The sequence below is a fragment of the Mycobacteriales bacterium genome (assembly GCA_035690485.1).
GTDB lineage: Bacteria > Actinomycetota > Actinomycetes > JAFAQI01 > DASSKL01 > DASSKL01.
In genome coordinates this window covers 34,121-59,340 of sequence record DASSKL010000052.1, presented here as the reverse complement: position 1 = coordinate 59,340, position 25,220 = coordinate 34,121, and the positions used below count along the sequence as shown (strand labels likewise).

Below are 25,220 nucleotides of genomic sequence, written 5' to 3'. Positions count from 1 at the left end.
CGACGACGTGATCGGCTTCGTGCACGTGCGTGACCTGCTGGACCCCGAGATGTCCGGCCGCTCGGTCCGGGTCGCCGAGCTGGTCCGCGGCGCGCTCGTGCTGCCCTGGACGCGGCCGATCCTGGCCGCGCTGGCCGACATGCGGCGCGAGGGCACGCATCTGGCGATCGTGGCCGACGAGTACGGCGGCACCGCGGGGATCGTCACGATGGAGGACCTCGTCGAGGAGCTGATCGGCGACATCAAGGACGAGTATGACGTCGACGAGGGCGAGACCACCCGCCACCGCGGCGGCGACGTCGAGGTCGACGGGCTGCTCAACCTCGACGACTTCGAGGACGAGACCGGGATCGAGCTGCCCGAGGGACCGTACGAGACCGTGGCCGGCTACATCATGTTCCGGCTCGGCCGGCTTCCCGAGGAGGGCGACACGGTCGACTTCGCGGACCGGCGCATCGTCGTGCGCGACGTCGAGAACCGTCGGGTCGGGCGCGTCCTGGTCACCGCGGTGCCGCCACCCGTGGTCGTCGACCCGGCCCTGACGGTCGACGCGGTTCCCGCGACCGACGGGCCGGTTGGATCCCGCGAGCACCCGGACGATCGACCCGAGGAGCGGTCCGAGTCGGCCTGATCCCGTGGGTCGGACGTGGCCGTCGACCGGTCGACCGGCTGAGCGCGCGCCGTACGACCCTGACAGAATGGCCGCCATGTCCGACTCCGCACCGGGTCCGGAGGCCGCGCGACCGCGCGTGCTCTCCGGCATCCAGCCGACCGCAGACTCGTTTCACTTCGGGAACTACCTCGGCGCGCTGCGGCAGTGGGTCGCGCTCCAGGAGGAGCACGAGCCGTTCTTCTTCATCGCCGACCTGCACGCGATCACCGTCGAGCAGGACCCGAAGGTGCTGCACGAACGGACCCTGCGGGCCGCCGCCCAGCTGCTGGCGATGGGCATCGACCCCGCCCGGGCGGCGATCTTCGTGCAGTCCCAGATCCCGGCGCACGCCCAGCTCGCCTGGGTGCTGCAATGCCTCACCGGCTTCGGCGAAGCCCGTCGGATGACGCAGTTCAAGGACAAGTCGGCCAAGGCCGGCGAGGGTGCGGCCTCCGTGGGTCTGTTCACCTACCCCGTCCTGCAGGCGGCGGACATTCTGCTCTACCGCCCGCAGTACGTCCCGGTCGGCGAGGACCAACGTCAGCACCTCGAGCTCACCCGCGACCTGGCGCAGCGGTTCAACGCGCGGTTCGGGGAGACGTTCGTCGTACCCGAGCCGCACATCCTCAAGGGCGTCGCGAAGATCCTCGACCTGCAGGACCCCACTGCGAAGATGAGCAAGTCCAGCGGGTCGCAGTCAGGCGTGCTCGACCTGCTCGACGAGCCCGCGGTGCTGACCAAGAAGATCAAGCGTGCCGTGACCGACACCGAGACCGAGGTGCGCTACGACCCGGAGCGCAAGCCCGGCGTGTCCAACCTGCTGACGATCCTGTCGGTCTTCACCGGGCGGGAGGTGGAGGCCCTGCAGGGCGACTACGCAGGCAGGGGCTACGGCGCGCTGAAGGGCGACGTCGCCGACGCCCTGGTCGGCTTCACGACACCGTTCCGCGAGCGCACCGAGGCGTGGTTGGCCGACCAGGCGCGCCTCGACGAGGTGCTCGCCGATGGCACGTCCCAGGCCCGTAAGGTCGCCGCCGAGACCCTGGCGCGGGTCTACGACGCGGTCGGCTTCGTGCCGGCCCGCCCCTGATCGCGCCGCCGGAGTCACCGGGTGGCCCGCCACAACATCGGCGTCGCGATCGCGCTTCCCGAACCCTTCCAGTCCCAGCTGCAGGGCTGGCGCGAGCTGCTCGGTGACCCGGCGGCGGCCAGCATCGTGCCGCACGTGACGCTGCTGCCGCCGACGGCCGTGTCCACCGACCAGCTGCCCGGCATCCGCGAGCACCTCACCGCGGTCGCCGCCTGCGGCCGGCCTTTCGAGGTGCATCTGCGCGGGGCGGCGACGTTCCGGCCGGTGTCACCGGTGGTCTTCGTGCCCCTCGTCGCCGGCATCAGCGACTGCGAGCTGCTGGAGCGGTCCGTGCGCTCTGGGCCGCTGGGACGCGAGCCTCGCTTCCCCTACCACCCGCACGTGACCGTGGCCCACGACCTGCCCGAGGACGCGCTCGACCGCGCCTACGCGGCGCTGGCGCCCTACGAAGCGCGTTTCCCGGTCGCGTCGTTCCAGCTCTTCGAGCAGGACGCCGCGGACCGCTGGGTCGTGCGGCAGGACTACCTGCTGGCCGGTTGAACGACGAGGGCCCGGCACGTGGACGTGCCGGGCCCTCGGACGAGACGGAAGGTCAGATCGCGCGGACCTGGTCGGCCTGCGGACCCTTCTGCCCCTGCGTCACCTCGAACTCCACGCGCTGACCCTCGTCGAGGGACTTGTAGCCGTCCGCCTGGATGGCGGTGTAGTGAACGAAGACGTCAGCGCCGCCGTCGACGGCGATGAAGCCGTAGCCCTTCTCGGCGTTGAACCACTTCACGGTGCCTTGTGCCACTGCCAACCCCTGGGTCTCGATATCCGGAACCCGCAGGCCGGGCACCGGCGTCGCTCCACGTCCGGAGCCGACTAGCCACGCACCATACCGCCCGGCTCGCGCCCGTGAAGGGCGTTGTTCACAAAGGGGGCAAGCTGTAGCGACGGCGCCGCCGGGTGGCCGATCGGCGCAGCCACGAGCCGATGAGAAGCACCACCGCGCTCACCCCGAGCCCGATGGGCAGCGCGCCGAGACCGCCGCCGCTCTGCGCCGCCGCGCTCGTGCGGACCGGTGCCGCGTGCAGGGCCGCGGTGGCGCGGGTGCGGTCGGGCTGGGGGTCGACGAGCTGGCCGACCGGCTGCACGTGCCCGATCGCCGCGAACCCCCAGTCGAGCAGCCGCTCGGCTTCCTTCCAGACCGAGGGGGCGGCGTGCATGAGCGTCACGACCAGCGTGTGACCGTTGCGGGTGGCGGCTCCGACGAACGTCGCCTGCGCGGCCACCGTGTAGCCGTTCTTGATGCCGATGGCGCCGGGGTAGTTCGTCAGCAGCCGGTCGTGGGTGTAGATGTCGATCGTCTTGCCGGCCGGCGCGCTGACCGCCGAGTGCACGATGGCCACGTAGGACCGGAAGTCGGGCAGCGCCATCGCCGCACGAGCGATCAGCGCCAGGTCGTAGGCCGAGCTGGTCTGGCCCGGCGCATCGAGCCCGCTCGGCGTGCCGGCGTGGGTGTCGTAGGCCCGCAGCTTCTGCGCCTCGGCGTTCATCAGCGCGAGCGTCTTCGGGATGCCGCCGGCCGCGGTGGCCAGCGTGTCGGCGGCATCGTTGGCCGAGACCACGAGCATCGCCGTGAACAGCTGGCGCACCGGGTAGCCCATGGTGTCGACGAGCCCGACCTTGCTGCCGTCGACGGCGATGTCGTCGTACGTCGGTCTGACGACGGTGTCGGGGTCGAGCAGCGGGATCAGGGTGAGCGCAGTCAAGGTCTTCAGCGTGCTCGCCGGCAGGTAGCGCCCGTGCGGATCGCGGGCGGCGAGCACGGCGCCGGAGTCGAGGTCGGCCACCAGCCACGAGCTCGCGGTGAGGTCCGCAGGCACCGGCGGCGCTCCCGGGTCGGAGTCGACCACCATGCCGTGGGAGGCGAGCGCGGGACCGCCGACCGCTGGCTGGTCGCTGCCTGGTGCGGCGTGCGCCGCGGGACCGACGAAGACGATCCCGGTCAGGCAGGCCAGCGCGAGGACGGCGACGGCGAGGGCAGCAGGGAGCTGTCGAGCCAGGCGCATGGTGACGGCAGGCTACCGGTGGTGTCGCGACGGTCGCGGGCGCACACGCCCGGGCGGGGGAAATGCCCCATATCGAGCGGGCGCGTGGCCGGTTCACCTTGCCCGACTAGCATCGCCGGCATGGCAACCGAGGGTGCGCGCGCCGCGGAGTCGGGGTTCCCCATCGAGCCGGTCTACGGCCCCGACGCGCTGTCCGGCTGGGACCCCGAGCAGCGGCTCGGTCGCCCCGGCGCCTACCCGTTCACGCGCGGCGTCTACGCCTCGATGTACACCGGCCGCCCCTGGACGATGCGGCAGTACGCCGGCTTCGGCACGGCCCGCGAGTCCAACCAGCGTTACCACCAACTGATCGAGGCGGGCACGACCGGCCTGTCGGTGGCGTTCGACCTGCCGACGCAGATGGGCTACGACTCCGACGACCCGGTCGCCCACGGCGAGGTCGGCAAGGTCGGCGTCGCGATCGACTCGATCGACGACATGCGGGTGCTCTTCGACGCGATCCCGCTCGGCGAGGTCTCGACGTCGATGACGATCAACGCCCCGGCCGCACTGCTGCTGCTGCTCTACCAGCTGGTGGCCGAGGAGCAGGGCGTGCCCGCCGACAAGCTCACCGGCACGATCCAGAACGACGTGCTCAAGGAGTACATCGCGCGGGGCACCTACATCTTCCCGCCCAAGCCGTCCCTGCGGATGATCAGCGACATCTTCGCCTACTGCGCGAAGGAAGTGCCGCGCTGGAACACGATCTCGATCTCCGGCTACCACATGGCCGAGGCGGGTGCGACGCCCGTGCAGGAGGTTGCGTTCACGCTGGCCGACGCCAGGTCCTACGTGCAGGCGGCCCTCGACGCCGGCCTGGCGGTCGACGACTTCGCACCCCGGCTGTCGTTCTTCTTCGTCGCGCGCACGACGCTGCTCGAGGAGGTCGCGAAGTTCCGCGCGGCCCGGCGCATCTGGGCGCGGATGATGCGCGAGGAGTTCGGCGCGCAGGACCCGAAGTCGCAGATGCTGCGCTTCCACACGCAGACGGCGGGCGTGCAGCTCACCGCGCAGCAGCCCGAGGTCAACCTCGTCCGGGTGGCCGTGCAGGGGCTCGCCGCCGTCCTCGGCGGCACCCAGTCGCTGCACACCAACTCCTACGACGAGGCGATCGCGCTGCCGACCGAGAAGGCCGCGCGCCTCGCGCTGCGCACCCAGCAGGTGCTCGCCTACGAGACCGACGTCACGGCCACCGTCGACCCCTTCGCCGGCTCTTATGCCGTCGAGGCGATGACCGACGAGGTGGAGGCCGGCGTCCTCGAGCTGATGGCGAAGGTCGACGAGCTAGGCGGCGCGGTGGCCGCGATCGAGAAGGGCTTCCAGAAGGCGGAGATCGAGCGGTCGGCCTACGCCGTCGCGCAGGAGATCGAGCGCCAGGAGCGCACGGTGGTCGGCGTCAACCGGTTCGCCGTGCAGGACGAGGAGGCCTACGAGCCGCTGCGCGTCGATCCCACGATCGAGGCCGAGCAGTGCCGCCGGCTCGAGCAGCTGCGGCGTGACCGCGACAACGACGAGGTACGCCGGCTGCTCGTCGACCTGCAGAAGGCCGCGACCGGCAGCGACAACGTCCTCTACCCGATGCGCGACGCGCTGCGCGCCCGGGCCACCGTCGGCGAGGTCTGCCACGCGCTGCGCGAGATCTGGGGGACCTACCGCCCGGCGGACGCCTTCTGACCGAGGCGATCCGCGTCGGCGCCGGCGGCTGCCGGTGCCGACGGGCCGCCGGCAAGGGGACGGTCTACGACGGGGCGTGCGTCGTCAGCTGGCGGGCGGCCTCGATCAGGCTGCCGGACAGCGACGGGTAGATCGAGAACGTGTGCGCCAGCTGGTCGACGGTCAGCGAGTGCTGCACGGCCATCGACACCGGGAGGATCAGCTCGCTGGCCCGGGCCGAGACCACCACGCCGCCCAGTACCGTGCCGGTGCCGGGCCGGGCGAACAGCTTGACGAACCCGTCGTCCAGTCCCTGCATCTTCGCCCTGGGGTTCGTCGCGAGCGGCAGTTTGACCGTGCGCGCCGGAATGCCGCCCACGTCGGGTTCCCCCTCGGCGAGGCCGACCGTGGCGATTTCCGGGTCGGTGAAGACGTTGGCGGCCACCGTCGACAGCCGCAGCGGGGTGACCGCCTCGCCCAACGCGTGCCAGACCGCGATGCGGCCCTGCATGGCGGCGACGGATGCCAGCGGGAGCACGCCCGTGACGTCGCCGGCGGCGTAGACGCCGGGCGCGGTGGTGCGGCTGACCCGGTCGACCTGGACGTGGCCGCCCGCGCCGAGTGCGACGCCCACGTCCGGGAGGCCGAGCCCGTCGGTGTTGGGGGTGGACCCCACCGCCATCAGCGCGTGGCTGCCCTCGATCGTGCGGCCGTCCTCGCACTTCACGACGACGCCGTCGGCGGTGCGCTCGACGCTCGCCGCCCGCGCCTGCTTCACGATCGTCATGCCGCGGCGCGTGAACACCCGCTCGAGCAGCAGCGCCGCGTCGGCGTCCTCGCTCGGCATCACCCGGTCGCGGCTCGACACCCACGTCACGTGCACGCCCATCGCCTGGTAGGCATTGGCGAACTCCGCGCCCGTGACGCCGGAGCCGACGACGACGAGGTGCTCGGGCAGCTCGGTGAGGTCGTAGACCTCTCGCCACGACAGGATCCGCTCGCCGTCCGGCTCGGCGCCGGGCAGCACGCGCGGCGAGGCGCCGGTAGCCACGATGACCGCATCGGCGCCGATGCCGCGCTCGCGCCGCTCCGCCGTACGCACCACGACTCGGCCGTTGCCGACCAGCCGGCCGCTGCCCTCGATGATCTCGACGCCCTCCCGTGCCAGCCGGGCGGTGATGTCGGCCGACTGCGCCGCCGCGAGCCCCTTGACCCGCTCGTTGACCTGCCGCAGGTCGAGCCTGGGCTGGGTGCCCTCGGGCAGCGTCACGCCGAGTCGCGGCGCGCCGGCGAACGCGGTCAGCGTGTCGGAGGTGGCGATCAGCGTCTTCGACGGCACGCAGTCGCGGAGCACGCAGGCGCCGCCGATGCCGTCGCTGTCGACGACCACGACCTCGGCGTCGAGCTGCGCGGCCATCAGGGCCGCTTCGTAGCCGGCGGGGCCGCCTCCGACGATCGCGATACGCACGTAGCGCATTGTTGCCCACGACACGGCGCGCGGCCGGGACCGGAAGTTCGGGTCTCGCAACTTAGGCTCGGGGGGTGAGCCTGTATGCCGCCTACGGGTCCAACCTGGACCCCGACCGGATGCGGTTCTACTGCCCCCACTCGCCGTGCCGGGGCAGCGGTTGGGTCGAGGGCTGGCGGCTCACGTTCGGCGGCGAGGACTACGGCTGGGAGGGCGCGCTGCCGACCGTCGTCGAAGACCCGATGTCGACCGTGTTCGTCATGGTCTACGAGGTCAGCCACGAGGACGAGGAACGGTTAGACCAGTGGGAGGGTGTCGACATCGGGCTCTACCGCAAGCTGCGGCTGCGGGTGCACATGCTCGACGGCGACGTGCTGACCTGGCTCTACGTGCTCGACGCCTACGAGGGCGGGCTGCCGTCGGCGCGCTACCTCGGGCTGCTCGCCGACGCGGCCGAGCGTGCGGGCGCTCCCGACGACTACGTCGCAGACCTCAGGTCACGCCCCTGCCGCACCGTCGGCCCCACGGCTACCGAGATCGAGTAGCAGCCGAGCCGGCGCCCGTCAGTCGGTGATCTCGCAGATCACGGCGCCGCTCGTCACCGACGCGCCGACCTCGGCGGCGAGCTTGCTCACCGTGCCGGCCTTGTGCGCGTTGAGCGGCTGCTCCATCTTCATCGCCTCGAGGACGACGACCAGCTGACCGGCCTCGACCGTGTCGCCGTCGGAGACCGCGACCTTGACGATCGTGCCCTGCATCGGTGAGGTCAGCGAGTCGCCGCCGGCCGCCGGGCCCCCCGAGGAGCGCTGGCGCTTCGGCGCCGACCGCTTGGCCGGCCCGGCGCCCGCGCCGATGCTGCCCAGGCCCGCGGGCAGCACGACCTCGAGCCGGCGCCCGCCCACCTCGACCGTGACCCGGTCGCGCTCGGCCGGCTCCGGGGTCTCGGCGGCGCCGGCGTAGGGCGGCACCGTGTTGTCCCACTCGGTCTCGATCCAGCGGTTGTGCACGGTGAACGGCTCGGAGGTGAACGCCGGGTCCCGCACCACCGCCCGGTGGAACGGGATGACCGTCGGCATGCCCCCGACCTCGAACTCGTCGAGCGCCCGCCGGGCCCGCTCGAGCGCCTCCTTGCGGTCGGCGCCGCGCACGATGAGCTTGGCGAGCATCGAGTCGAAGTTGCCGCCGATCACGTCGCCGGCCTCGACCCCGGAGTCGAGGCGTACGCCGGGACCCTCGGGCACCCGCCACGACGTGACCGTCCCCGGCGCCGGGAGGAAGTTGCGGCCGGCGTCCTCGCCGTTGATGCGGAACTCGATCGCGTGCCCGCGCGGCTCCGGGTCGGTGAACGCCAGCGCCTCGCCGTCGGCGATCCGGAACATCTCGCGGACCAGGTCGACCCCGGCCGTCTCCTCGGTGACCGGGTGCTCGACCTGCAGCCGGGTGTTGACCTCGAGGAAGGAGATCGAGCCGTCCTGCCCGACGAGGAACTCACAGGTGCCGGCGCCGACGTAGCCGGCCTCCTTGCAGATCCGGCGGCTCGCCTCGTAGAGGGTCTCGCGCTGCGCGGCGGTGAGGAACGGCGCGGGTGCCTCCTCGACGAGCTTCTGGTAGCGGCGCTGCAGCGAGCAGTCGCGGGTGCCGACGATGACGACGTTGCCGTGCGTGTCGGCGAGGATCTGGGTCTCGACGTGCCGTGGCCTGTCGAGGTAGCGCTCGACGAAGCACTCGCCCCGGCCGAACGCCCCCTCGGCCTCGCGCACCGCCGACTCGTAGAGGTCGCCGACGTTGTCGCCCTCGCGGGCGACCTTGAGCCCGCGGCCGCCGCCGCCGAACGCCGCCTTGATGGCGATCGGGAGGCCGTGCTGCTCGACGAACGCGAGCACCTCCTCGACCCCGGACACCGGGTCGGGGGTGCCGGGGGTGAGCGGGGCGCCGACCTTCTGCGCGAGGTGGCGGGCCTGCACCTTGTCGCCGAGCAGCCGGATCGCGTCGGGCGGTGGGCCGATCCAGGTGAGGCCGGCGTCGAGGACCGCCTGAGCGAAGTCAGCGTTCTCGGAGAGGAAGCCGTAGCCGGGGTGTACGGCGTCGGCGCCGCTCTGGTCGGCCGCGGCGAGGATCTTCGTGATGTCGAGATAGGACTCGCGCGGCGTGTTGCCGCCCAGGGCGAACGCTTCGTCGGCGAGGCGTGCGTGCAGCGCGTCGCGATCGGGATCGGCGTAGACCGCGACGCTGCCGAGACCGGCGTCACGGCACGCGCGGATCACGCGGACGGCGATCTCGCCCCGGTTGGCGATCAGGACCTTGCGCACGAGTGCCCTCTCGGTTCTCGTCGTGACGGGCGGCGGGCCGAGTCTACGGACCGTCGCCGCGCCGGCTGCTGCCAGCCGGTCACCCGTCGGTTACGCGGTCGGCTACCAGTTGGCCCGGGTACGCGCGCCGCGCTCGAGCCCGGAGGCCACCCAGCGCGAGAGCCGGAGTGAGGATTCCTCCGGCGGGGCGGCGGCCCTCGCCCGGGCGGCGACGACCGCCACCAGCGCGGCCAGCTCTTCCGGCGTGGGGGTGCCCTTGACGACTCGAAGCACGGGCTCGGACTCGCTCACAGCGGGATGTTGCCGTGCTTCTTGGGCGGCAAGGATTCGCGCTTGGTGCGCAGCTGGCGCAGCGCGCGAATCACCTCTCGCCGGGTGTCGGAAGGTCGGATCACCGCGTCGACGTAGCCACGCTCGGCGGCCAGGTAGGGCGTCGCGAAGTGGTCGGTGTACTCCGCGATCAGCGTCGCTCGCTCGGCCTCGGGATCGTCGGCTGCCGCGATGCGCCGGCGGTGGATGATGTTGACCGCGCCCTGCGCGCCGACGACCGCGATCTCCGCCGACGGCCAGGCCAGGTTGATGTCGGCCCGCAGGTGCTTGGAGCCCATGACGACGTAGGCCCCGCCGTAGGCCTTCCGCGTGATCACCGTGACCTTGGGCACGGTGGCCTCCGAGTAGGCGAAGATCAGCTTCGCTCCGCGGCGGATGATGCCCTCCCACTCCTGGTCGGTGCCGGGCAGGAAGCCGGGCACGTCGACGAACGTCACGACCGGCACGTTGAACGCGTCACAGGTGCGCACGAACCGCGCCGCCTTCTCGGAGGCGTCGATGTCGAGGGTGCCGGCGAACGCCATCGGCTGGTTGGCGACGATGCCGATCGAGCGGCCGTCTATGCGACCGAAGCCGCAGACCATGTTCTGCGCGAAGTGCGCGTGGACCTCGAGGAACTCGCCGTCGTCGAGCACGTGCTCGATGACCGTGTGCATGTCGTAGGGCTGGTTGGACGAGTCGGGGATGAACGTGTCGAGCGCGGTGTCGGGCTCCAGCGACTCGAGGTCCTCGCCGGCGTAGCCGGGCGGCTCCTCCATGTTGTTGCTCGGCAGGTAGGCGAGCAGCGCCCGGGTCAGCTCGAGGCAGTCGGCCTCGTCGTGGGCCATGAACTGCGCGACGCCGGACTTCGTGTTGTGGGCCCGCGCGCCGCCGAGGTCCTCGAACGTGACGTCCTCGCCGGTGACCGTCTTGATGATGTCGGGGCCGGTGATGAACATGTAGGACGTCTGGTCGACCATCAGCGTGAAGTCGGTGATCGCCGGCGAGTAGACGTGGCCGCCCGCGCAGGCGCCCATGATCAGCGAGATCTGCGGGACGACGCCGGACGCCATCGTGTTGCGGTAGAAGATCTCGCCGTAGAGGCCGAGGGAGACCACGCCTTCCTGGATCCGGGCGCCCGCTCCCTCGTTGATGCCGACGATCGGGCAGCCCGTCTTCAGCGCCAGGTCCATGATCTTGACGATCTTCTCGCCGTAGACCTCGCCGAGGCTGCCGCCGAAGACCGTCGCGTCCTGGCTGAACACGCAGACCGGCCGGCCCTCGACCGTGCCGTAGCCGGTCACGACACCGTCGCCGAACGGCCGCCTGTACGGCAGCCCGAACTCCTGCGCCCGGTGCCGCACCAGCGCATCGGTCTCGACGAACGACCCGGGGTCGAGCAGAGCCTCGATCCGCTCGCGGGCGGTCATCTTGCCCTGCTCGCGACGCTTGGCGACGGCTTTCTCGTCGAGGTGCACGGCCTCGGCGTTGCGGGCCTCGAGGTCGGCGAGCCTGCCGGCGGTGGTGTGGATGTCGGGGGACTGCTCCTGCGGCGCTGCGGACATGGCGGCAAGCCTAGAGGCGCCCGTGAATAGTCTCGCCGGGTGACGGTCGGGCCGGGTGCGGTCGCGCGAGACGCGGCCGCCGGGGAGATCCCCGCGGAGCTGCGCCGCGACGTGCGCCTGCTCGGCGACGCTCTCGGCCAGGTGCTGACGGAGAGCGGGGGCGCCGACCTGCTCGCCGACGTCGAGCGGCTGCGGCAGGCGGTCATCGCCGCGCGCGCGGGGGGCGATCCCGACGAGCCGGTCCGGGTCGCGTCGGCGTACGACGACGAGCGGGCCGAGGACGTGGCCCGCGCGTTCACGGCCTACTTCCAGCTCGTCAACCTCGCGGAGGAGCGGCAGCGGGTGCGCGCCTTGCGGGCGCGCCCGGCGGACGACCCGCGGCCTGACTCGTTCGCCGGCGTCGCCACGCGGCTCGATGCCGCGTCGCTGGACGAGGCGCTGGCCGGCTTGCGCGTGCACCCGGTGCTGACCGCCCATCCGACCGAGGCCCGCCGGCGGGCGGTGCAGGCGGCCGTACGCCGCATCGGTGCGCAGCTCGACCGCTTCGACGACCCGCGGCTGGGGCCGCTGGAGGTGGCCGACGCCCGCCGCCGGCTGCTGGAGGAGATCACCACGCTCTGGCGCACCGCGCAGCTGCGTCGGGTGCGACCCGGACCGCTGGACGAGGTCCGGGCGGCGATGGCGGTCTTCGACGACACGCTGTTCACGATGGTGCCGGCGGTCTACCGGGAGTTCGAGCTGGCGCTGTCCGGCGAGGCTGCGGGGGCGTCGCCCCCGCGGGTGCCCGCCTACCTGCGCTACGGGTCGTGGATCGGCGGCGACCGCGACGGCAACCCGCACGTCACCGCCACGATCACCCGGCAGGCGATGGAGATCCAGGCCGATCACGTGCTCCGGGCGCTAGCGACCGCGGCGACCCGGATCGGGCGCACCCTGACCCTCGACGCCGGCACCACCCCACCGGACGACAGGCTGCGGGCGGCGCTGCAGCGCGCCGCCGACGCACATCCGGACCTGCTTGCCGAGCTCGCGACGACCTCGCCCGGCGAGCCGCACCGGCAGTGGCTGCTGCACGCCGCCGCCCGCATCACCGCAACCCGCACCCGCGACGCCGACCTCGCCTACCGCAGCGCCGACGAGCTGCTCGCCGACCTGCGGCTGCTGCAGGACTCGCTGGCGCAGGCCGGCGCACTGCGATCGGCGTACGGCGAGGTGCAGCACCTGCTCTGGCAGGTCGAGACGTTCGGCTTCCACCTGGCCGGCCTCGAGGTGCGCCAGCACTCCGACGTGCACCGGTCGGCGCTCGCGGCCCTCGGCGTGGCCTACGAGGTCGGCGCTCTGGACGTGGCGGCCTGTGCCGCCGACGTCCGGGAGACCGACGACCCGACGGCGACCGAGGTGCTCGCCACGCTGCGGACGATGGCCGCCCTGCAGGACCGCTGGGGGGTCGAGGCCTGCCGCCGCCACGTCGTCAGCTTCACCCGCTCCGCCGCAGACCTCGTCGCGGTGCGGGCGCTGGCCCGACTCGCGGTCGGGGCGAGGCCGCTGGTCATCGACGTCGTGCCGCTGTTCGAGACGCAGGACGACCTGCGGCACGCGGTCGACGTCCTCGACGAGTGGCTGCCGCTGCCCTCGACGCAGACGTGGCTCGACTCGACCGGGGGCCGGGTCGAGGTCATGCTCGGCTACTCCGACTCCGCCAAGGACGTCGGCCCGGTCAGCGCGACGCTGTCGTTGTACGACGCGCAGGGTGCGCTCGCCGGCTGGGCGGACCGGCACGGCCTGGCGCTCACGCTCTTCCACGGTCGTGGCGGGGCGCTCGGCCGCGGCGGTGGGCCGGCGGGTCGCGCGGTGCTGTCGAGCGCGCCGCGGTCGGTCGCCGGCCGGTTCAAGGTCACCGAGCAGGGCGAGGTGATCTCCGCCCGCTACGGCCACGCGCCGATCGGAGTTCGCCACGTCGAGCAGGTGACGAGCGCCGTGCTGCTCGCCTCGACCGCCGACGTCGAGCGCCGCACCGCCGACGCGGCGGCCCGCTTCAGTGGACTGGCCCGGCGGATCGGGGACGCGGCGCGGTCGGCGTACCGCTCGCTGGTCGAGACCGAGGGCTTCGCCGACTACGTCGCGCGGGTGAGCCCGCTCGAGGAGCTCGGCGAGCTGCAGATCGGGTCACGGCCGTCGCGGCGGCGCACCGGTGGCGGACTCGAGACGTTGCGGGCGATCCCGTGGGTGTTCGCCTGGACGCAGACGCGAGCCAACCTGCCGGGGTGGTACGGCCTCGGCACCGGCTTCGAGGCCGCGGCGGCGGACGGGATTGCGGAGCTGCAGGCGGCTTACGCCGAGTGGCCGCTGTTCGAGTCGATGATCGACAACGTCGAGATGAGCCTGGCCAAGGCCGACCGGGCGATCGCGCAGCGCTACCTCGCCCTGGGCGCCCGGCCCGACCTCACCGCGCAGATCCTCGAGGAGTACGACCGCACGGTGCGGATGGTCTTCGCGGTGACCGGCCACGACCGGCTGCTCGCCCGGCGGCGGGTGCTCTCCCGCGCCGTCGACCTGCGCAACCCGTACGTCGACGCGCTCTCTCACCTGCAGCTGCGGGCACTGTCGGCATTGCGCGCCGATCCCGACGGTGCGGCCGCCGAGCCGGCGCGCCGCCTGCTGCTGCTCACGCTGGGCGGGGTGTCGGCCGGATTGCAGAACACCGGGTGAGCTCGCGCTGGAGCGATCTCGACCGCCCACCGCTGGACGGGCGCGGCCTGGCCCGTGACCTCGCAGGGACGATGTGGCGCGACCTGCGCGTCGTCGAGGAGTCGGAGTCGACGAACGCCGACGTCGCCGCGGCGGCCCGCGCCGGCGCGCCGGAAGGGCTCGTCGTGGTGGCCGAGCGGCAGACCGCGGGGCGGGGCCGGCTCGGGCGGACGTGGACGTCGCCGCCGCGCGCCGGCCTGACCTTCTCGGTACTGCTCCGCCCGCAGGTGCCCCCGCCGCGGCGGAGTCTCGTGCCGCTGCTCGCCGGGCTTGCCGTGGCGGAGGCCGTGACCGCGATCGGGCGCCTCGACGTGCGGCTCAAGTGGCCCAACGACCTGCTCGACGCCGCCGGGGGGCGCAAGCTGGCCGGGATCCTGGCCGAGGCTGTCGCGCTGCCGGATGGTGACGCGGTCGTCGTCGGCACCGGCCTGAACGTGACCACGCGCGCCGACGAGCTGCCCGACGAGCGGGCCGGTTCGCTGCTGCTCGCCGGCGCCGCAGTGACCGACCGCACCTCGCTGCTCAAAGAGCTGCTGCGCGCCTTCGACCGCCGCTACATCGCGTGGGTGCGGGCCGCGGGCTCCGCGGAGTCCGTGCTGCCGGCCTACCGCGAGGTCTGCGAGACGATCGGCCGGCGGGTGCGGCTGGAGCTGCCCGCCGGCGCGCACGTCGTCGGCACGGCCACCTCCGTCGACGACGACGGGCGGCTGCGGTTGCGCACCGACGACGGGGCCGAGCAGTCGTGGGCGGCCGGCGACGTCGTGCACCTACGCCCGGAGGGCTAGCGGGCGCGCCACGTGGTCCTTGTTCACCAGCAGGTTGCGCAGGCCCTGAGGCATGGCGGCCACGGCCGACTGGAGGCCTTTCGCGTCGTCGGCGAGAGCGCCCGCAGTCTTGAACGGGCAGGATGGTGCCGTGCGCTGGCTCGACACCGACGAGCAGGTCGTCATGGACCTGCACCCGCACGCCAAGCGGTTGTTCTGGCCGTTCGTGCGGGTGCCGGTCATCGCCGGGCTGTCGGCCTTCGGCGCCACGGCGATCCCGTCCGGCGACTGGCAGCGGCCGGCGCGCTGGGCGATCCTCGCGATCGCGGCCATCCTGCTGGTCGGCTGGTCGCTGCGGCCGTGGCTCGTCTGGCAGGCGACCCGCATCGTCCTGACGAACCGGCGGCTCGTCGTACGCACCGGTGTGTTGACCCGACGCGGTCGCGACGTGCTGCTGTCCCGCATCAACGACGTGTCGTTCACGCGCTCGCTCAGCGACCGGCTGTTCGGCTGCGGCACGCTGGTCGTCGAGTCGGCCGGCGAGCGCGGGCAGCTGGTGCTCGACGACGTGCCGCACGTCGAGCGGCTGCAGCTGGCGCTGCACGCGCGGATGGAGGCCGACGCCGTGGACCTCCGGCGGAGCGACGCGTGAACGACGACGACGGCGACGTCACCCGGCGCGAGCTCGAGGAGCTCGTGCTCGGTGGTCCGCGGCTCTACACCCGCGCCGAGGTGGCGGCCCGCTCCGACGTGCCGGTCGAGCTGGCGGACCGGATGTGGCGGGCGCTCGGGTTCGCCGACGTCGCCGACGACGACCGGTCGTTCACCGACAACGACGTGCAGGCGCTGCGCGAGGCCGTGGCCCTCGTCGAGGCCGGGGTCGTCGACCAGGTCACCCTGCTGGCGATGACGCGGGCCATGGGCCAGACGCTGTCGCGGCTCGCCGAGTGGCAGGTCGAGTCGGTGGCCGAGCTGATCCTGCGCCAGGGCATCGAGGTCTCCGAGCGGGACCTCTTCGAGACGGCGCGCTTCCTGCTGCCGGTTCTCGAGCGGCTGACCAGGCACGTCTGGCGGCGGCACCTGGTCGCGGTGACCGGGCGGGCCCTCGCCACCACGCCCGAGGAGCTGACCGCGCGCTCGCTCGGGGTCGGCTTCGCCGACCTCGTCGGCTTCACGTCGCTGTCGCGCCGGCTCACCGAGACCGAGCTCGCCGGGCTGGTGGAGTCGTTCGAGAGCCAGGCGGCCGACATCGTGGCGGCGCACCACGGGCGGGTCGTCAAGACCGTGGGCGACGAGATCCTGTTCGTCGCCGAGCGGCCGGTCGACGTCGCCGAGATCGGTCTGGCGCTTGCCGAGATCATCGGCGACGAAGCCGACCTGCCGCCGGTGCGCGTCGGCCTGGCGTGCGGCACCGTGCTGACCCGGCTCGGCGACGTCTATGGGACGCCGGTCAACCTGGCCAGCCGGCTGACCTCGCTGGCGCGACCCGGCACGGTGCTGGTCGACCGTGACCTCGCCTCCGAGCTCGACGGTGTCGACGGTTTCGAGCTGCGCCGGTTGCGCCGCCGCTCGGTGCGCGGCTTCGAGCACCTCGAGACCTCGCTGCTGCGCCGCGCCGGCAGCGATGGGTAGCGTCGAGTCGTGGCGGCCTACGAACACCTTCGGCTCCAGCGGCACGGGCACGTCGCCGAGCTCACCTTCGACCGGGCGGCGGCGATGAACGCGCTGTCGACCGCGATGGCCGAGGAGATGGCCGCGGCGACCGGCGACCTCGCGGCGGACGGCGACGTGCGTGCGGTGGTCCTCTCCGCCGCGGGTGACCGAGCCTTCTGCGTGGGTGCGGACCTCAAGGAGCGCAACGCCTTCAGCCAGGCCGACTTCCTGCACCAGCGCACGGTCTTCCGCCGGGCGTTCGGCGGCGTGCTGCACCTGCCCCAGCCGACGGTCGCGGCGGTCCACGGCTACGCGCTCGGCGGCGGCTGCGAGTTCGCGCTGTCCTGCGACCTCGTCGTCGCCGACGACACCGCGGTGTTCGGCCTGCCGGAGGTGACGATCGGCCTGGTGCCGGGCGGTGGCGGCACGCAGCTGGCCCTGCGCCGGCTCGGGCCCGGGCGGGCCGCCGATCTCGTGCTCACGGGGCGGCGTGTCGCCGTCGAGGAGGCCGAGAGCCTCGGCCTGGTCGACCGCCGGGTCGCCGCGGGCCGCGCGCGCGACGTCGCGCTGGAGGTGGCGCAGCAGATCGCGACGAATTCACCGGTCGCCGTCCGCGCCGCGAAACGGGCGCTGCGCAGCGGCCTCGGGCTCGACTACGCGGCCGCGATGGACGTCGAGGACGCCGCCTGGCGGACTGCGGCGTTCTCCGCCGACCGCCAGGAAGGCATCGCGGCCTTCAACGACAAGCGCCGGCCCGACTGGCCGGGGGTGTGAGCATGTCCGACCTGCCCGCGTCGATCAGCCTGCGCGAGGTCGGGCCGCGCGACGGCCTGCAGAACGAAGACCCGGTCCCCACCGAGGCGAAGGTCGCGCTGGTCGATGCGCTGTCGCGCACCGGCGTGCGCCGCATCGAGGCGGTCAGCTTCGTGCACCCCAAGGCGATCCCGCAGATGGCCGACGCCGACGCGGTGTGGGACCGGATCGAGCGCAACCCCGACGTGCGCTACTCCGCGCTCGTGCCGAACCTGCGCGGCGCGCAGCGGGCGCTGCAGGCCGGCTTCACCGAGCTCGAGGCCGTCGTCAGCGCGAGCGACACGCACAACCGCAAGAACGTCAACCGCTCCACCGAGGAGTCGCTCGACGACATCGCCCAGATCCTCGACCGCGTGCACGCGGCCGGCGGCACCTGCCAGGTCATCGTGTCGACGGCGTTCGGCTGCCCCTACGAGGGTGACGTGCCGGTGCAGCGGGTCGTCGACGTGGTCGGCCGCGCGATCCGCGACGGCGCCGACAGCGTGTCCTTCGGCGACACGACCGGCATGGGGACGCCGACCCGGGTCACCAGGCTGGTCGGCGAGCTGCGGATGGCGCACCCGGACGCGCCGCTCAACCTGCACTTCCACAACACCCGCGGCACCGGGCTCGCCAACGTGCTCGCCGCCCTCGAGCTGGGCGTCGCCGACTTCGACGCGTCGGTCGGTGGGCTCGGCGGCTGCCCCTACGCCCCCGGGGCGACCGGCAACATCGCCACCGAGGAGCTCGTGCACATGGTCGAGGACATGGGCGTCACCACCGGTGTCGACCTCGAGGCGATGATCGAGGCGGCCGCCGAGGCCGAGCGCATCGTCGGGCGCACCCTGCCCAGCCAGGTGCTGCGGGCCGGGCCGCGCACCCGCCTCGCCGGATAGCGCCGGGGCGCCAACTACCCTCCGCCCTGTGACCGACGACGTGCCGGCGCTGCGCGCCACGATCGAGAAGGGCGGCGCACCGCGCTACCACGATGCCAACGCGGACAAGGGCAAGCTCTTCGCCCGCGAGCGCATCGCGCTGCTCGTCGACGACGGGTCCTTCGTCGAGGACGGCGTCTTCGCCAACGCGCTCGCCGGCGACCTGCCGGCCGACGCCGTCGTCACCGGTACGGCGACCGTCGACGGCCGCCCGGTCGCGCTGATGGCCAACGACTCCACCGTGAAGGCCGGCTCGTGGGGTGCCCGCACGGTCGAGAAGATCATCCGCATCATCGAGACGGCCTACCGGCTGCAGGTCCCGATGGTCTACCTCGTCGACTCCGCCGGCGCGCGGATCACCGACCAGGTCGAGATGTTCCCGGGTCGCCGTGGCGCGGGGAAGATCTTCCACACCCAGGTGCGGGCCTCCGGCTCGATCCCGCAGGTGTGCGCGCTGTTCGGCCCGTCGGCCGCCGGCGGGGCCTACATCCCGGCGTTCTGCGACATCACGATCATGGTCGAGGGCAACGCGTCGATGTACCTCGGCAGCCCCCGCATGGTCGAGATGGTGGTCCGCGAGAAGACCACGCTCGAGGAGATGGGCGGGGCCCGGGTGCACTGCTCGCAGTCCGGCGTCGGGCACTACCTGGCCGCCGACGAGCGCGAGGCGATCGACGCCGTACGCCGCTACCTGTCGTACCTGCCGTCGAACTGGCAGGGCCCGCCGCCGGCGGCTGCCTCCAAGCCCGCGCCGCCGACCGACCTGCGGGCGCTGGTGCCGGAGAGCGAGCGGCAGGCGTTCGACATGCGCCGCTACCTCGGCGGGTTGCTCGACGAGGGGTCCTTCTTCGAGATCCACGCGCTGTGGGCCAAGGAGCTCACCGTCGGTTTCGGCCGCCTCGACGGCGAGGTCGTGGGGGTCGTCGCCAACAACCCGATGTTCAAGGGCGGCGTGCTGTTCGTCGACTCCGCCGACAAGGCGACGCGGTTCATCCAGCTGTGCGACGCGTTCAACGTGCCGCTGGTCTTCCTCGCCGACGTGCCGGGCTTCATGGTCGGCACCGCGGTCGAGAAGGCCGGCATCATCCGGCACGGGGCGAAGATGATCTCGGCCGTCTCCGAGGCGACGGTGCCGAAGATCTCCGTCGTGGTCCGCAAGGCCTACGGCGCCGGCCTCTACGCCATGGCCGGCCCCGGCTTCGAGCCCGACGCCTGCATCGCCCTACCGACCGCGAAGATCGCCGTCATGGGGGCGGAGGCCGCCGTCAACGCGGTCTACGCCAACAAGATCGCCGAGATCGACGACGAGGCGGAGCGCGAGCGTTACGTCGAGGGCCTGCGAGCCGAGTACGAGACCGACATCGACATCGTCCGGCTCGCCGCCGAGCTGGTCGTCGACGACATCGTCGAGCCGGAGGACCTGCGCTCGGAACTGATCCGCCGTCTCGCCTTCGCGCGCAGCAAGGACCGGTCGTTCTCCCGCCGCCGGCACGGCGTCACGCCGGTCTGAGCGCCGGCTACGACAGCCCGGCGCGCTGCCGGGCCGCGCGGCGCCGGGTGCTGAACGACGCGCCGCTGTCCGGATAGGCCGGTGCGGGCGCGCGGTCGTCACGACGCCGCATCCGCACCAGGAAGCACAGGTCGAAGACCGCGACCGCGGCGAGGGTGACGCTGCCCGGCCAGATCCAGTGCGGGTCCTGGTAGGAGACGAGCCCGATCGTGCGGCTGGCGACGTAGCCACCGAGGATCACCGTCATGACGACGGCGCCGAACGTCCAGCCGAAGCGTTCGATCGAGCTGTTGTGGTTGGCGACCATGACGAGGATCGCGCAGCCGAGCAGGGCGATCGAGGCGAAGACGAACAGCGCGCCGAGGTAGTGCTGGTCGTAGTAGATCGTCGGCACGTACGCCAGCAGGATCGCCGTCACCACGAACAGGCAGAGTCCGGCCAGCCCGCGCAGGCCCGTGCGCACCATCGCTGCACCCTCCTCGACGTCAGCGGCTGTCGAGGTCGGTATGCCCGGAGACCCCGTGCGCATGCCGGTTCGTGCGGCTGCACCGGCGGGCCGGTTGCCGCGGTGACGTCACACCGGGGCGTTGTGCGCCGCGTCGGCGGTCGCCTCGGCGACCGGCTCGACCGGCAGGAACACCCACTGGCGGAACGACCAGAACCGCCAGACCATCCCGACGACCAGGCCGACGCCGTTCGCCGCGATGTTGTCCGCCAGCACGCTGTGGAAGCCCAGCACGTAGTGCGAGATCGCGAGGCACGTCTCGGTCAGCCCGAGACCGACGGCGGACAGCACCATGAACAGCACGTACTCCCGGCGTACGCCGGTCCGCGCCCGGTCGCGCCACGTCCAGTGCCGGTTCATGAAGTACGACGAGGTGGCCGCGAGCGACATCGAGATCGCCTTGGCGGTCAGCGGCTTCTCGCTGACGACGGCAACCCGCAGCAGGTTGAACACCGAAATGTCGAGGGCGAGGTTGACGACTCCCACGGCGCCGAACTTGGACGCCTCGCTCAGGAGGTCACCGAAACGCCGCACCGGTGCAGCGTAATGCGAGACTTTGGCCGTGGACTTCCGGTTGTCGGACGAGCACGAGGCGCTGCGCGCGACCGTCGCGGAGTTCGCCCGTGACGTGGTGGCGCCGCGCGCCGAGGAGCTCGACCGCACCGGAGAGTTCCCCTACGAGATCGTCGCCCGGATGGGGGAGATGGGCTTGTTCGGGCTGCCCTTCCCCGAGGACTACGGCGGCATGGGGGGCGACTTCTTCGCACTCTGCCTCGCCATCGAGGAGCTCGCCCGCGCGGACTCCTCCGTCGCGATCACGCTGGAGGCCGCCGTCGGGCTCGGTGCGATGCCGATCTACCGGTTCGGCAGCGAGGAGCAGAAGCGCACCTGGCTGCCGATGCTCTGCCGCGGCGAGGCGCTCGGGGCCTTCGGGTTGACCGAGCCGGGCGGCGGTTCCGACGCCGGAGCGGCGCGCACCCGGGCCGAGCTACGCGACGGCGACTGGGTGATCAACGGCACCAAGGCGTTCATCACCAACTCGGGCACCGACATCACGCGGCTGGTCACCGTCTTGTGCGTCACCGGCGAGCAGCCGGGCGGGCGCAAGGAGCTGACCTCGATCATCGTGCCGGTGCCGACCGAGGGCTTCCGCGCCTCGCGGAAGTACGACAAGGTCGGTTGGCACGCCTCCGACACCCGCGAGCTGGTCTTCGAGGACTGCCGGGTGCCCGAGGCCAACGTGCTCGGTGAGAGGGGCCGTGGCTACGCGCAGTTCCTGCAGACGCTCGACGAGGGCCGGATCGCGATCTCGGCGCTCGCCGTGGGCCTGGCGCAGGCCTGTGTCGACGAGTCGGTGAAGTTCGCCCGGGAGCGCGAGGCGTTCGGCCAGCCGATCGGCACCTACCAGTCGATCGCCTTCATGATCGCGGACATGGAGATGCGCACCCACGTGGCCCGCGCCGCCTACTACCAGGCGGCGGCCAAGCTCGCCGCCGGCGAGCCGGTGAAGAAGGAGGCCGCGATCGCGAAGCTCTACAGCTCCACGATTGCGGTCGACAACGCCCGCGCGGCGACGCAGATCCACGGCGGCTACGGGTTCATGAACGAGTACCCGGTGGCCCGGCACTGGCGCGACTCGAAGATCCTCGAGATCGGCGAGGGCACCAGCGAGGTGCAGCGCATTCTCATCGCCAGGGAGCTCGGCCTTCACCCCACGACGTCGCTGCGCGACGCGGCGGCGGCCCCGGAGAGGCGATGAGCGACCCCGTGACCGGCCTGCCCGTCGTCGGCATCGTCGGCGCGGGCCAGCTGGCCCGCATGGCGCACCAGGCGGCGATCGCGCTGGGTCTGTCCTTGCGCATCCTCGCCGACCGGCCCGACGACGGGGCCGCCCTGGTGGCCGCCGACGTCGAGGTCGGTGACTACCGCGACCGCGACGAGCTGCTGCGCTTCGCCAAGGGCTGCGACGTCGTGACGTTCGACCACGAGCACGTCCCGCCGGACCACCTGAGGGCGCTGGTGGACTCCGGTGCCGTCGTCCGCCCCGGCCCCGAAGCATTGCTGTTCGCCCAGGACAAGCGGGCCATGCGCGAGCGGCTCGGCGAGCTCGGGCTGCCGGTGCCGCGCTGGTCCGCCGACCCCGACGGGCTGCCCCGGCCCTACGTGGCCAAGGCCGTGCGCGGGGGTTACGACGGGCGAGGCGTGTGGTTCGTCGAGCCGGGTGAGCCCCTGCCCGACGTCGAGATCCTCGTGGAGGAACGGGTCCCGCTCGCCCGTGAGCTGGCCGCCGTGGTCGCTCGCCGTCCCAGCGGCGAGGTCCGCGAATGGCCGGTGGTCGAGACCGTCCAGAGCGACGGCATCTGCGTCGAGGTGATCTCTCCCGCGCCCGGTCTGGCCGCGCAGCGCGCCGTCGAGGCGCGCACGATCGCCCGCACCATCGCCGAGAGCCTGGGAGTGGTCGGCGTCTTGGCCGTCGAGCTGTTCGAGACCGCCGAGGGCCTGGTGGTCAACGAGCTGGCGATGCGGCCGCACAACTCGGCCCACTGGACGATCGAGGGTGCGCGCACCAGCCAGTTCGAGCAACACGTGCGCGCCGTCCTCGACTGGCCGCTGGGGGACACCGCGGCGGTGGCGCCGTGGACGGTCATGGTCAACGTGCTCGGCGGCCCGGCCACCGACCTGGCCGCATCACTGCCCGCCACGCTCGCCGCCGACCCGGGGGTGCACGTGCACCTCTACGGCAAGGGGGCGCGCCCCGGCCGCAAGCTCGGCCACGTCACGGTCACGGGCGACGATCTCGACTCGCTACGCGCCCGCGCCCGCCGCGCGGCCGACGCACTTTCCGGAGGTGGGGGATGACGGCCGTCGTCGGCATCGTCATGGGCAGCGACTCCGACTGGCCGGTCATGGAGGCCGCCGCCGTCGCGCTGCGGGAGTTCGACGTCGCGCACGAGGTGCACGTGGTGTCGGCCCACCGCACCCCCCGGGAGATGCTCGACTACGGCGCGGGTGCGGCCGGGCGAGGGCTGCGGGTGATCATCGCGGGCGCCGGGGGAGCGGCACACCTGCCCGGCATGCTCGCCAGCGTCACGCCCTTGCCGGTCATCGGGGTGCCGGTGCCGCTGGCTCATCTCGACGGTCTCGACTCGCTGCTGTCGATCGTGCAGATGCCCGCCGGGGTGCCGGTCGCCACGGTCGGCGTGGCGGGTGCGCGCAACGCGGGGCTGCTCGCCGTACGCGTCGTCGCCGCCTCCGACGAGTCGCTGCGCGCGCGCATGGAGGACTTCCAGCGGCACCTGGCCGAGACGGCCAAGGCCAAGGACCGCAGCCTGCGGGACCGGCTATGACACCGGGCCGTGGGCAGCCCACTGGATCTTCGGGCAGGTGTCCATGACCATGTCCAGCCCGGCCGCACGCACCCGCTCGTAGGCCTGCTCGTCGACGACGCCGAGCTGGAACCACACAGCCTTCGCGCCCATGGCGATCGCCTCGTCAGCGTGCTCGCCGGCGAACTCCGAGCGGCGGAACACGTCGACGACGTCGACCGGCTCGGGGATCTCCTCCAGCGACCGGTAGGCCTTCTCCCCGAGCGCCTCACCGCCGTCGGGGTGCACCGGGATGATGCGTTTCCCGCGGGCCTGGAGGAACCGCGCGACGTCGTATGCCGCGCGGCCCGGGTCGTCGGACAGCCCGACGACTGCCCACGTGTGCATGGCCAGGACGCGCTCGATGGCATCGGGTTCGGCGTACATGGCTAGTTCCTACCCCCTGCGGGCGGGCGGAGCGCGCTCAGGGTCGGCCGAGCGCGCGGTAGGTCCACCCGGCGGCGCGCCAGCGTGACGGGTCGAGCGCGTTGCGGCCGTCGACGATGCGCCGGTGGCGCACCGCGCCGGACAGCACGGCGGGGTCCATGTCGCGGAACTCCCGCCACTCGGTGAGGTGCAGCACCACGTCGGCGTCGGTGGCCGCCTCGACCGCCGAGCCGACGTAGGTCAGGTCGGGGTAGCTGCGCCGCGCGTTGTCGATCGCGGCCGGGTCGTAGACCGTGACCTGCGCGCCCATGCGGTGCAGCCGCATCGACACGTCGAGCGCGGGGGAGTCGCGGATGTCGTCGGAGTTGGGTTTGAAGGCTGCACCGAGCACCCCGACGCGTACGCCGGTGAAGCCGTTGCCGACCACGTCGCGCGCGAGCTCGACCATGCGCTCTCGGCGGCGCATGTTGATGGCGTCGACGTCCTTGAGGAAGGTCACCGCCTGGTCGACGCCGAGCTCGCCGGCCCGCGCCATGAACGCCCGGATGTCCTTGGGCAGGCAGCCGCCGCCGAACCCGAGCCCGGCGTGCAGGAACCGGCCGCCGATGCGGCTGTCGTGCGACAGCGCCTCGGACAGCTTCTTCACGTCGCCGTGGACGGTCTCGCACACCTCGGCCATCGCGTTGATGAACGAGATCTTGGTGGCGAGGAACGCGTTGGCCGCGACCTTGACCAGCTGCGCGGTCGCCAGGTCGCAGACCACGACCGGGCTGCCCGCCTCGATGACCGAGGCGTAGACCTCGCGCAGCACCTGCTCGCCGCGTTCGGAGCGCACGCCGAAGACCAGCCGGTCGGGTCGCAGGGTGTCCTCGACGGCGTAGCCCTCGCGCAGGAACTCCGGGTTCCAGGCCAGCTCCACACCGGCCGGCCCGTGGCCGTCGAGATGGGTCGCGAGCCGCTCGGCGGTCCCGACCGGCACCGTCGACTTGCCGACGACGGTGGCGCCCTCCCGCAGGTGCGGGGTCAGCGAGGCGACCGCCGCGTCGACGTAGGTGAGGTCGGCGGCGTACTCCCCGCGCTTCTGCGGCGTTCCGACGCAGAGGAAGTGCACGTCGCCGAACTCGCCCGCCTCGGAGTAGGACGTGGTGAAGCGCAGCCGGCCGGTGTCGACGTGCTTGCGCAGCAGCTCCTCGAGACCGGGCTCGAAGAACGGCACCTCGCCGGCCGACAGCCGGTCGACTTTCGCCTGGTCTACGTCGACGCCGACGACGTCGAACCCGAGCTCGGCCATCGCCGCGGCGTGGGTGGCGCCAAGGTATCCGGTGCCGATCACGGTCAGGCGAAGACGGGCTGTCATGCGCGGATGTTACCGGCGCGTGGCCGGCCGGTTTGTCCGCCGATGAGGCCCGTAACCGGTTGACG

The 25,220-nt window shown here is 72.6% G+C and carries 25 protein-coding genes; 15 read left to right on the top strand and 10 right to left on the bottom strand.

What is annotated here, in order from left to right; translation table 11 throughout:
* The 3 genes from VFJ21_06875 to VFJ21_06865 form a co-directional block, all read left to right on the top strand.
* The coding region (locus VFJ21_06875; protein ID HET7406847.1) for a transporter associated domain-containing protein at positions 1–631 on the top strand (631 nt) is incomplete at its 5' end.
* Positions 632–707: 76 nt separating this feature from the next.
* Positions 708–1,742 (top strand): tryptophan--tRNA ligase, encoded by a 1,035-nt coding sequence (gene trpS, locus VFJ21_06870; protein HET7406846.1) that lies wholly within the window; start codon positions 708–710, stop codon positions 1,740–1,742.
* A 21-nt stretch (positions 1,743–1,763) separates the two neighbouring features.
* Positions 1,764–2,282, top strand: coding sequence for a 2'-5' RNA ligase family protein (locus VFJ21_06865; GenBank protein HET7406845.1), 519 nt, complete (start codon positions 1,764–1,766; stop codon positions 2,280–2,282).
* Between the two features lie 52 nt (positions 2,283–2,334).
* On the opposite strand, the gene VFJ21_06860 is transcribed toward VFJ21_06865, so the two are convergent.
* Positions 2,335–2,535 carry a cold-shock protein gene (locus VFJ21_06860; protein HET7406844.1) on the bottom strand — a complete coding sequence of 67 codons (201 nt, stop codon included), beginning with the start codon at positions 2,533–2,535 and terminating at the stop codon, positions 2,335–2,337.
* Positions 2,536–2,653: 118 nt separating this feature from the next.
* Positions 2,654–3,796 (bottom strand): hypothetical protein, encoded by a 1,143-nt coding sequence (locus VFJ21_06855; GenBank protein ID HET7406843.1) that lies wholly within the window; start codon positions 3,794–3,796, stop codon positions 2,654–2,656.
* Positions 3,797–3,916: 120 nt separating this feature from the next.
* On the opposite strand from VFJ21_06855, the gene VFJ21_06850 reads away from it, so the two are divergent.
* Positions 3,917–5,509, top strand: coding sequence for a methylmalonyl-CoA mutase family protein (locus VFJ21_06850; GenBank protein HET7406842.1), 1,593 nt, complete (start codon positions 3,917–3,919; stop codon positions 5,507–5,509).
* Between the two features lie 64 nt (positions 5,510–5,573).
* Here VFJ21_06850 and VFJ21_06845 read toward each other — a convergent pair whose 3' ends face one another.
* Positions 5,574–6,956, bottom strand: a complete 1,383-nt coding sequence (locus VFJ21_06845; protein ID HET7406841.1) for an NAD(P)H-quinone dehydrogenase — start codon at positions 6,954–6,956, stop codon at positions 5,574–5,576.
* 74 nt (positions 6,957–7,030) lie between these two features.
* Here VFJ21_06845 and VFJ21_06840 point away from each other — a divergent pair, with 74 nt between their 5' ends.
* Positions 7,031–7,501, top strand: a complete 471-nt coding sequence (locus tag VFJ21_06840; GenBank protein HET7406840.1) for a gamma-glutamylcyclotransferase — start codon at positions 7,031–7,033, stop codon at positions 7,499–7,501.
* Positions 7,502–7,519: 18 nt separating this feature from the next.
* Here the strand turns inward: VFJ21_06840 and VFJ21_06835 are convergent, their stop codons facing one another.
* The 3 genes from VFJ21_06835 to VFJ21_06825 form a co-directional block, all read right to left on the bottom strand.
* Complete coding sequence (locus tag VFJ21_06835) at positions 7,520–9,265, bottom strand: biotin carboxylase N-terminal domain-containing protein (protein ID HET7406839.1); 1,746 nt, start codon at positions 9,263–9,265, stop codon at positions 7,520–7,522.
* A gap of 102 nt (positions 9,266–9,367) precedes the next feature.
* Positions 9,368–9,556: an acyl-CoA carboxylase epsilon subunit gene (locus VFJ21_06830; GenBank protein ID HET7406838.1), complete on the bottom strand. Its 189-nt coding sequence runs from the start codon at positions 9,554–9,556 to the stop codon at positions 9,368–9,370.
* Positions 9,553–11,139, bottom strand: a complete 1,587-nt coding sequence (locus VFJ21_06825; protein ID HET7406837.1) for an acyl-CoA carboxylase subunit beta — start codon at positions 11,137–11,139, stop codon at positions 9,553–9,555. The genes VFJ21_06830 and VFJ21_06825 overlap by 4 nt, the downstream gene beginning before the upstream one ends.
* Positions 11,140–11,178: 39 nt before the next feature.
* Here VFJ21_06825 and VFJ21_06820 point away from each other — a divergent pair, with 39 nt between their 5' ends.
* From VFJ21_06820 to VFJ21_06790, 7 genes are all read left to right on the top strand, one after another.
* Entirely contained in the window at positions 11,179–13,848 is a 2,670-nt protein-coding gene (locus VFJ21_06820; GenBank protein ID HET7406836.1) for a phosphoenolpyruvate carboxylase, read from the top strand.
* A complete protein-coding gene (locus VFJ21_06815) occupies positions 13,845–14,672 on the top strand; it encodes a biotin--[acetyl-CoA-carboxylase] ligase (protein ID HET7406835.1) in 828 nt (275 codons plus the stop codon). The genes VFJ21_06820 and VFJ21_06815 overlap by 4 nt, the downstream gene beginning before the upstream one ends.
* 130 nt (positions 14,673–14,802) lie before the next feature.
* Positions 14,803–15,303 (top strand): PH domain-containing protein, encoded by a 501-nt coding sequence (locus VFJ21_06810; GenBank protein ID HET7406834.1) that lies wholly within the window; start codon positions 14,803–14,805, stop codon positions 15,301–15,303.
* On the top strand, positions 15,300–16,283 hold the full coding sequence (locus VFJ21_06805) for an adenylate/guanylate cyclase domain-containing protein (protein ID HET7406833.1): 984 nt from the start codon (positions 15,300–15,302) through the stop codon (positions 16,281–16,283). The genes VFJ21_06810 and VFJ21_06805 overlap by 4 nt, the downstream gene beginning before the upstream one ends.
* Before the next feature lie 9 nt (positions 16,284–16,292).
* Positions 16,293–17,078, top strand: a complete 786-nt coding sequence (locus tag VFJ21_06800) for an enoyl-CoA hydratase-related protein (GenBank protein ID HET7406832.1) — start codon at positions 16,293–16,295, stop codon at positions 17,076–17,078.
* Positions 17,079–17,080: 2 nt separating this feature from the next.
* On the top strand, positions 17,081–17,992 hold the full coding sequence (locus VFJ21_06795; protein ID HET7406831.1) for a hydroxymethylglutaryl-CoA lyase: 912 nt from the start codon (positions 17,081–17,083) through the stop codon (positions 17,990–17,992).
* 28 nt (positions 17,993–18,020) lie between these two features.
* On the top strand, positions 18,021–19,541 hold the full coding sequence (locus VFJ21_06790) for an acyl-CoA carboxylase subunit beta (GenBank protein ID HET7406830.1): 1,521 nt from the start codon (positions 18,021–18,023) through the stop codon (positions 19,539–19,541).
* 7 nt (positions 19,542–19,548) lie between these two features.
* Here VFJ21_06790 and VFJ21_06785 read toward each other — a convergent pair whose 3' ends face one another.
* Both VFJ21_06785 and VFJ21_06780 read right to left on the bottom strand, forming a co-directional pair.
* Positions 19,549–20,007 (bottom strand): hypothetical protein, encoded by a 459-nt coding sequence (locus VFJ21_06785; protein ID HET7406829.1) that lies wholly within the window; start codon positions 20,005–20,007, stop codon positions 19,549–19,551.
* Between the two features lie 108 nt (positions 20,008–20,115).
* Entirely contained in the window at positions 20,116–20,580 is a 465-nt protein-coding gene (locus VFJ21_06780) for a GtrA family protein (GenBank protein ID HET7406828.1), read from the bottom strand.
* A gap of 28 nt (positions 20,581–20,608) precedes the next feature.
* Here VFJ21_06780 and VFJ21_06775 point away from each other — a divergent pair, with 28 nt between their 5' ends.
* Genes VFJ21_06775 through purE form a run of 3 tightly spaced genes read left to right on the top strand, consistent with a single transcriptional unit; the run spans position 20,609 to position 23,393 of the window.
* Complete coding sequence (locus tag VFJ21_06775; protein ID HET7406827.1) at positions 20,609–21,805, top strand: acyl-CoA dehydrogenase family protein; 1,197 nt, start codon at positions 20,609–20,611, stop codon at positions 21,803–21,805.
* A complete protein-coding gene (locus VFJ21_06770) occupies positions 21,802–22,905 on the top strand; it encodes a 5-(carboxyamino)imidazole ribonucleotide synthase (protein HET7406826.1) in 1,104 nt (367 codons plus the stop codon). The genes VFJ21_06775 and VFJ21_06770 overlap by 4 nt, the downstream gene beginning before the upstream one ends.
* Complete coding sequence (gene purE, locus VFJ21_06765; protein HET7406825.1) at positions 22,902–23,393, top strand: 5-(carboxyamino)imidazole ribonucleotide mutase; 492 nt, start codon at positions 22,902–22,904, stop codon at positions 23,391–23,393. Before VFJ21_06770 ends, purE begins: the two co-directional genes overlap by 4 nt.
* Here purE and VFJ21_06760 read toward each other — a convergent pair.
* Positions 23,388–23,798, bottom strand: a complete 411-nt coding sequence (locus VFJ21_06760) for a CoA-binding protein (protein HET7406824.1) — start codon at positions 23,796–23,798, stop codon at positions 23,388–23,390. The two genes, purE and VFJ21_06760, sit on opposite strands and share 6 nt — an antisense overlap.
* Before the next feature lie 37 nt (positions 23,799–23,835).
* Positions 23,836–25,155: a UDP-glucose/GDP-mannose dehydrogenase family protein gene (locus tag VFJ21_06755; GenBank protein ID HET7406823.1), complete on the bottom strand. Its 1,320-nt coding sequence runs from the start codon at positions 25,153–25,155 to the stop codon at positions 23,836–23,838.
* Positions 25,156–25,220: the final 65 nt, after the last annotated feature.

What these genes read in the sequence shown, in the direction of transcription:
- trpS (HET7406846.1), top strand. Translation starts at nt 708, where the DNA reads ATGTCCGACTCCGCACCGGGTCCGGAGGCCGCGCGACCGCGCGTGCTC.
- VFJ21_06855 (HET7406843.1), bottom strand. Translation starts at nt 3,796, where the DNA reads ATGCGCCTGGCTCGACAGCTCCCTGCTGCCCTCGCCGTCGCCGTCCTC.
- VFJ21_06850 (HET7406842.1), top strand. Translation starts at nt 3,917, where the DNA reads ATGGCAACCGAGGGTGCGCGCGCCGCGGAGTCGGGGTTCCCCATCGAG.
- VFJ21_06825 (HET7406837.1), bottom strand. Translation starts at nt 11,139, where the DNA reads ATGTCCGCAGCGCCGCAGGAGCAGTCCCCCGACATCCACACCACCGCC.
- VFJ21_06795 (HET7406831.1), top strand. Translation starts at nt 17,081, where the DNA reads ATGTCCGACCTGCCCGCGTCGATCAGCCTGCGCGAGGTCGGGCCGCGC.
- VFJ21_06785 (HET7406829.1), bottom strand. Translation starts at nt 20,007, where the DNA reads ATGGTGCGCACGGGCCTGCGCGGGCTGGCCGGACTCTGCCTGTTCGTG.
- VFJ21_06770 (HET7406826.1), top strand. Translation starts at nt 21,802, where the DNA reads ATGAGCGACCCCGTGACCGGCCTGCCCGTCGTCGGCATCGTCGGCGCG.
- purE (HET7406825.1), top strand. Translation starts at nt 22,902, where the DNA reads ATGACGGCCGTCGTCGGCATCGTCATGGGCAGCGACTCCGACTGGCCG.
- VFJ21_06760 (HET7406824.1), bottom strand. Translation starts at nt 23,798, where the DNA reads ATGTACGCCGAACCCGATGCCATCGAGCGCGTCCTGGCCATGCACACG.
- VFJ21_06755 (HET7406823.1), bottom strand. Translation starts at nt 25,155, where the DNA reads ATGACAGCCCGTCTTCGCCTGACCGTGATCGGCACCGGATACCTTGGC.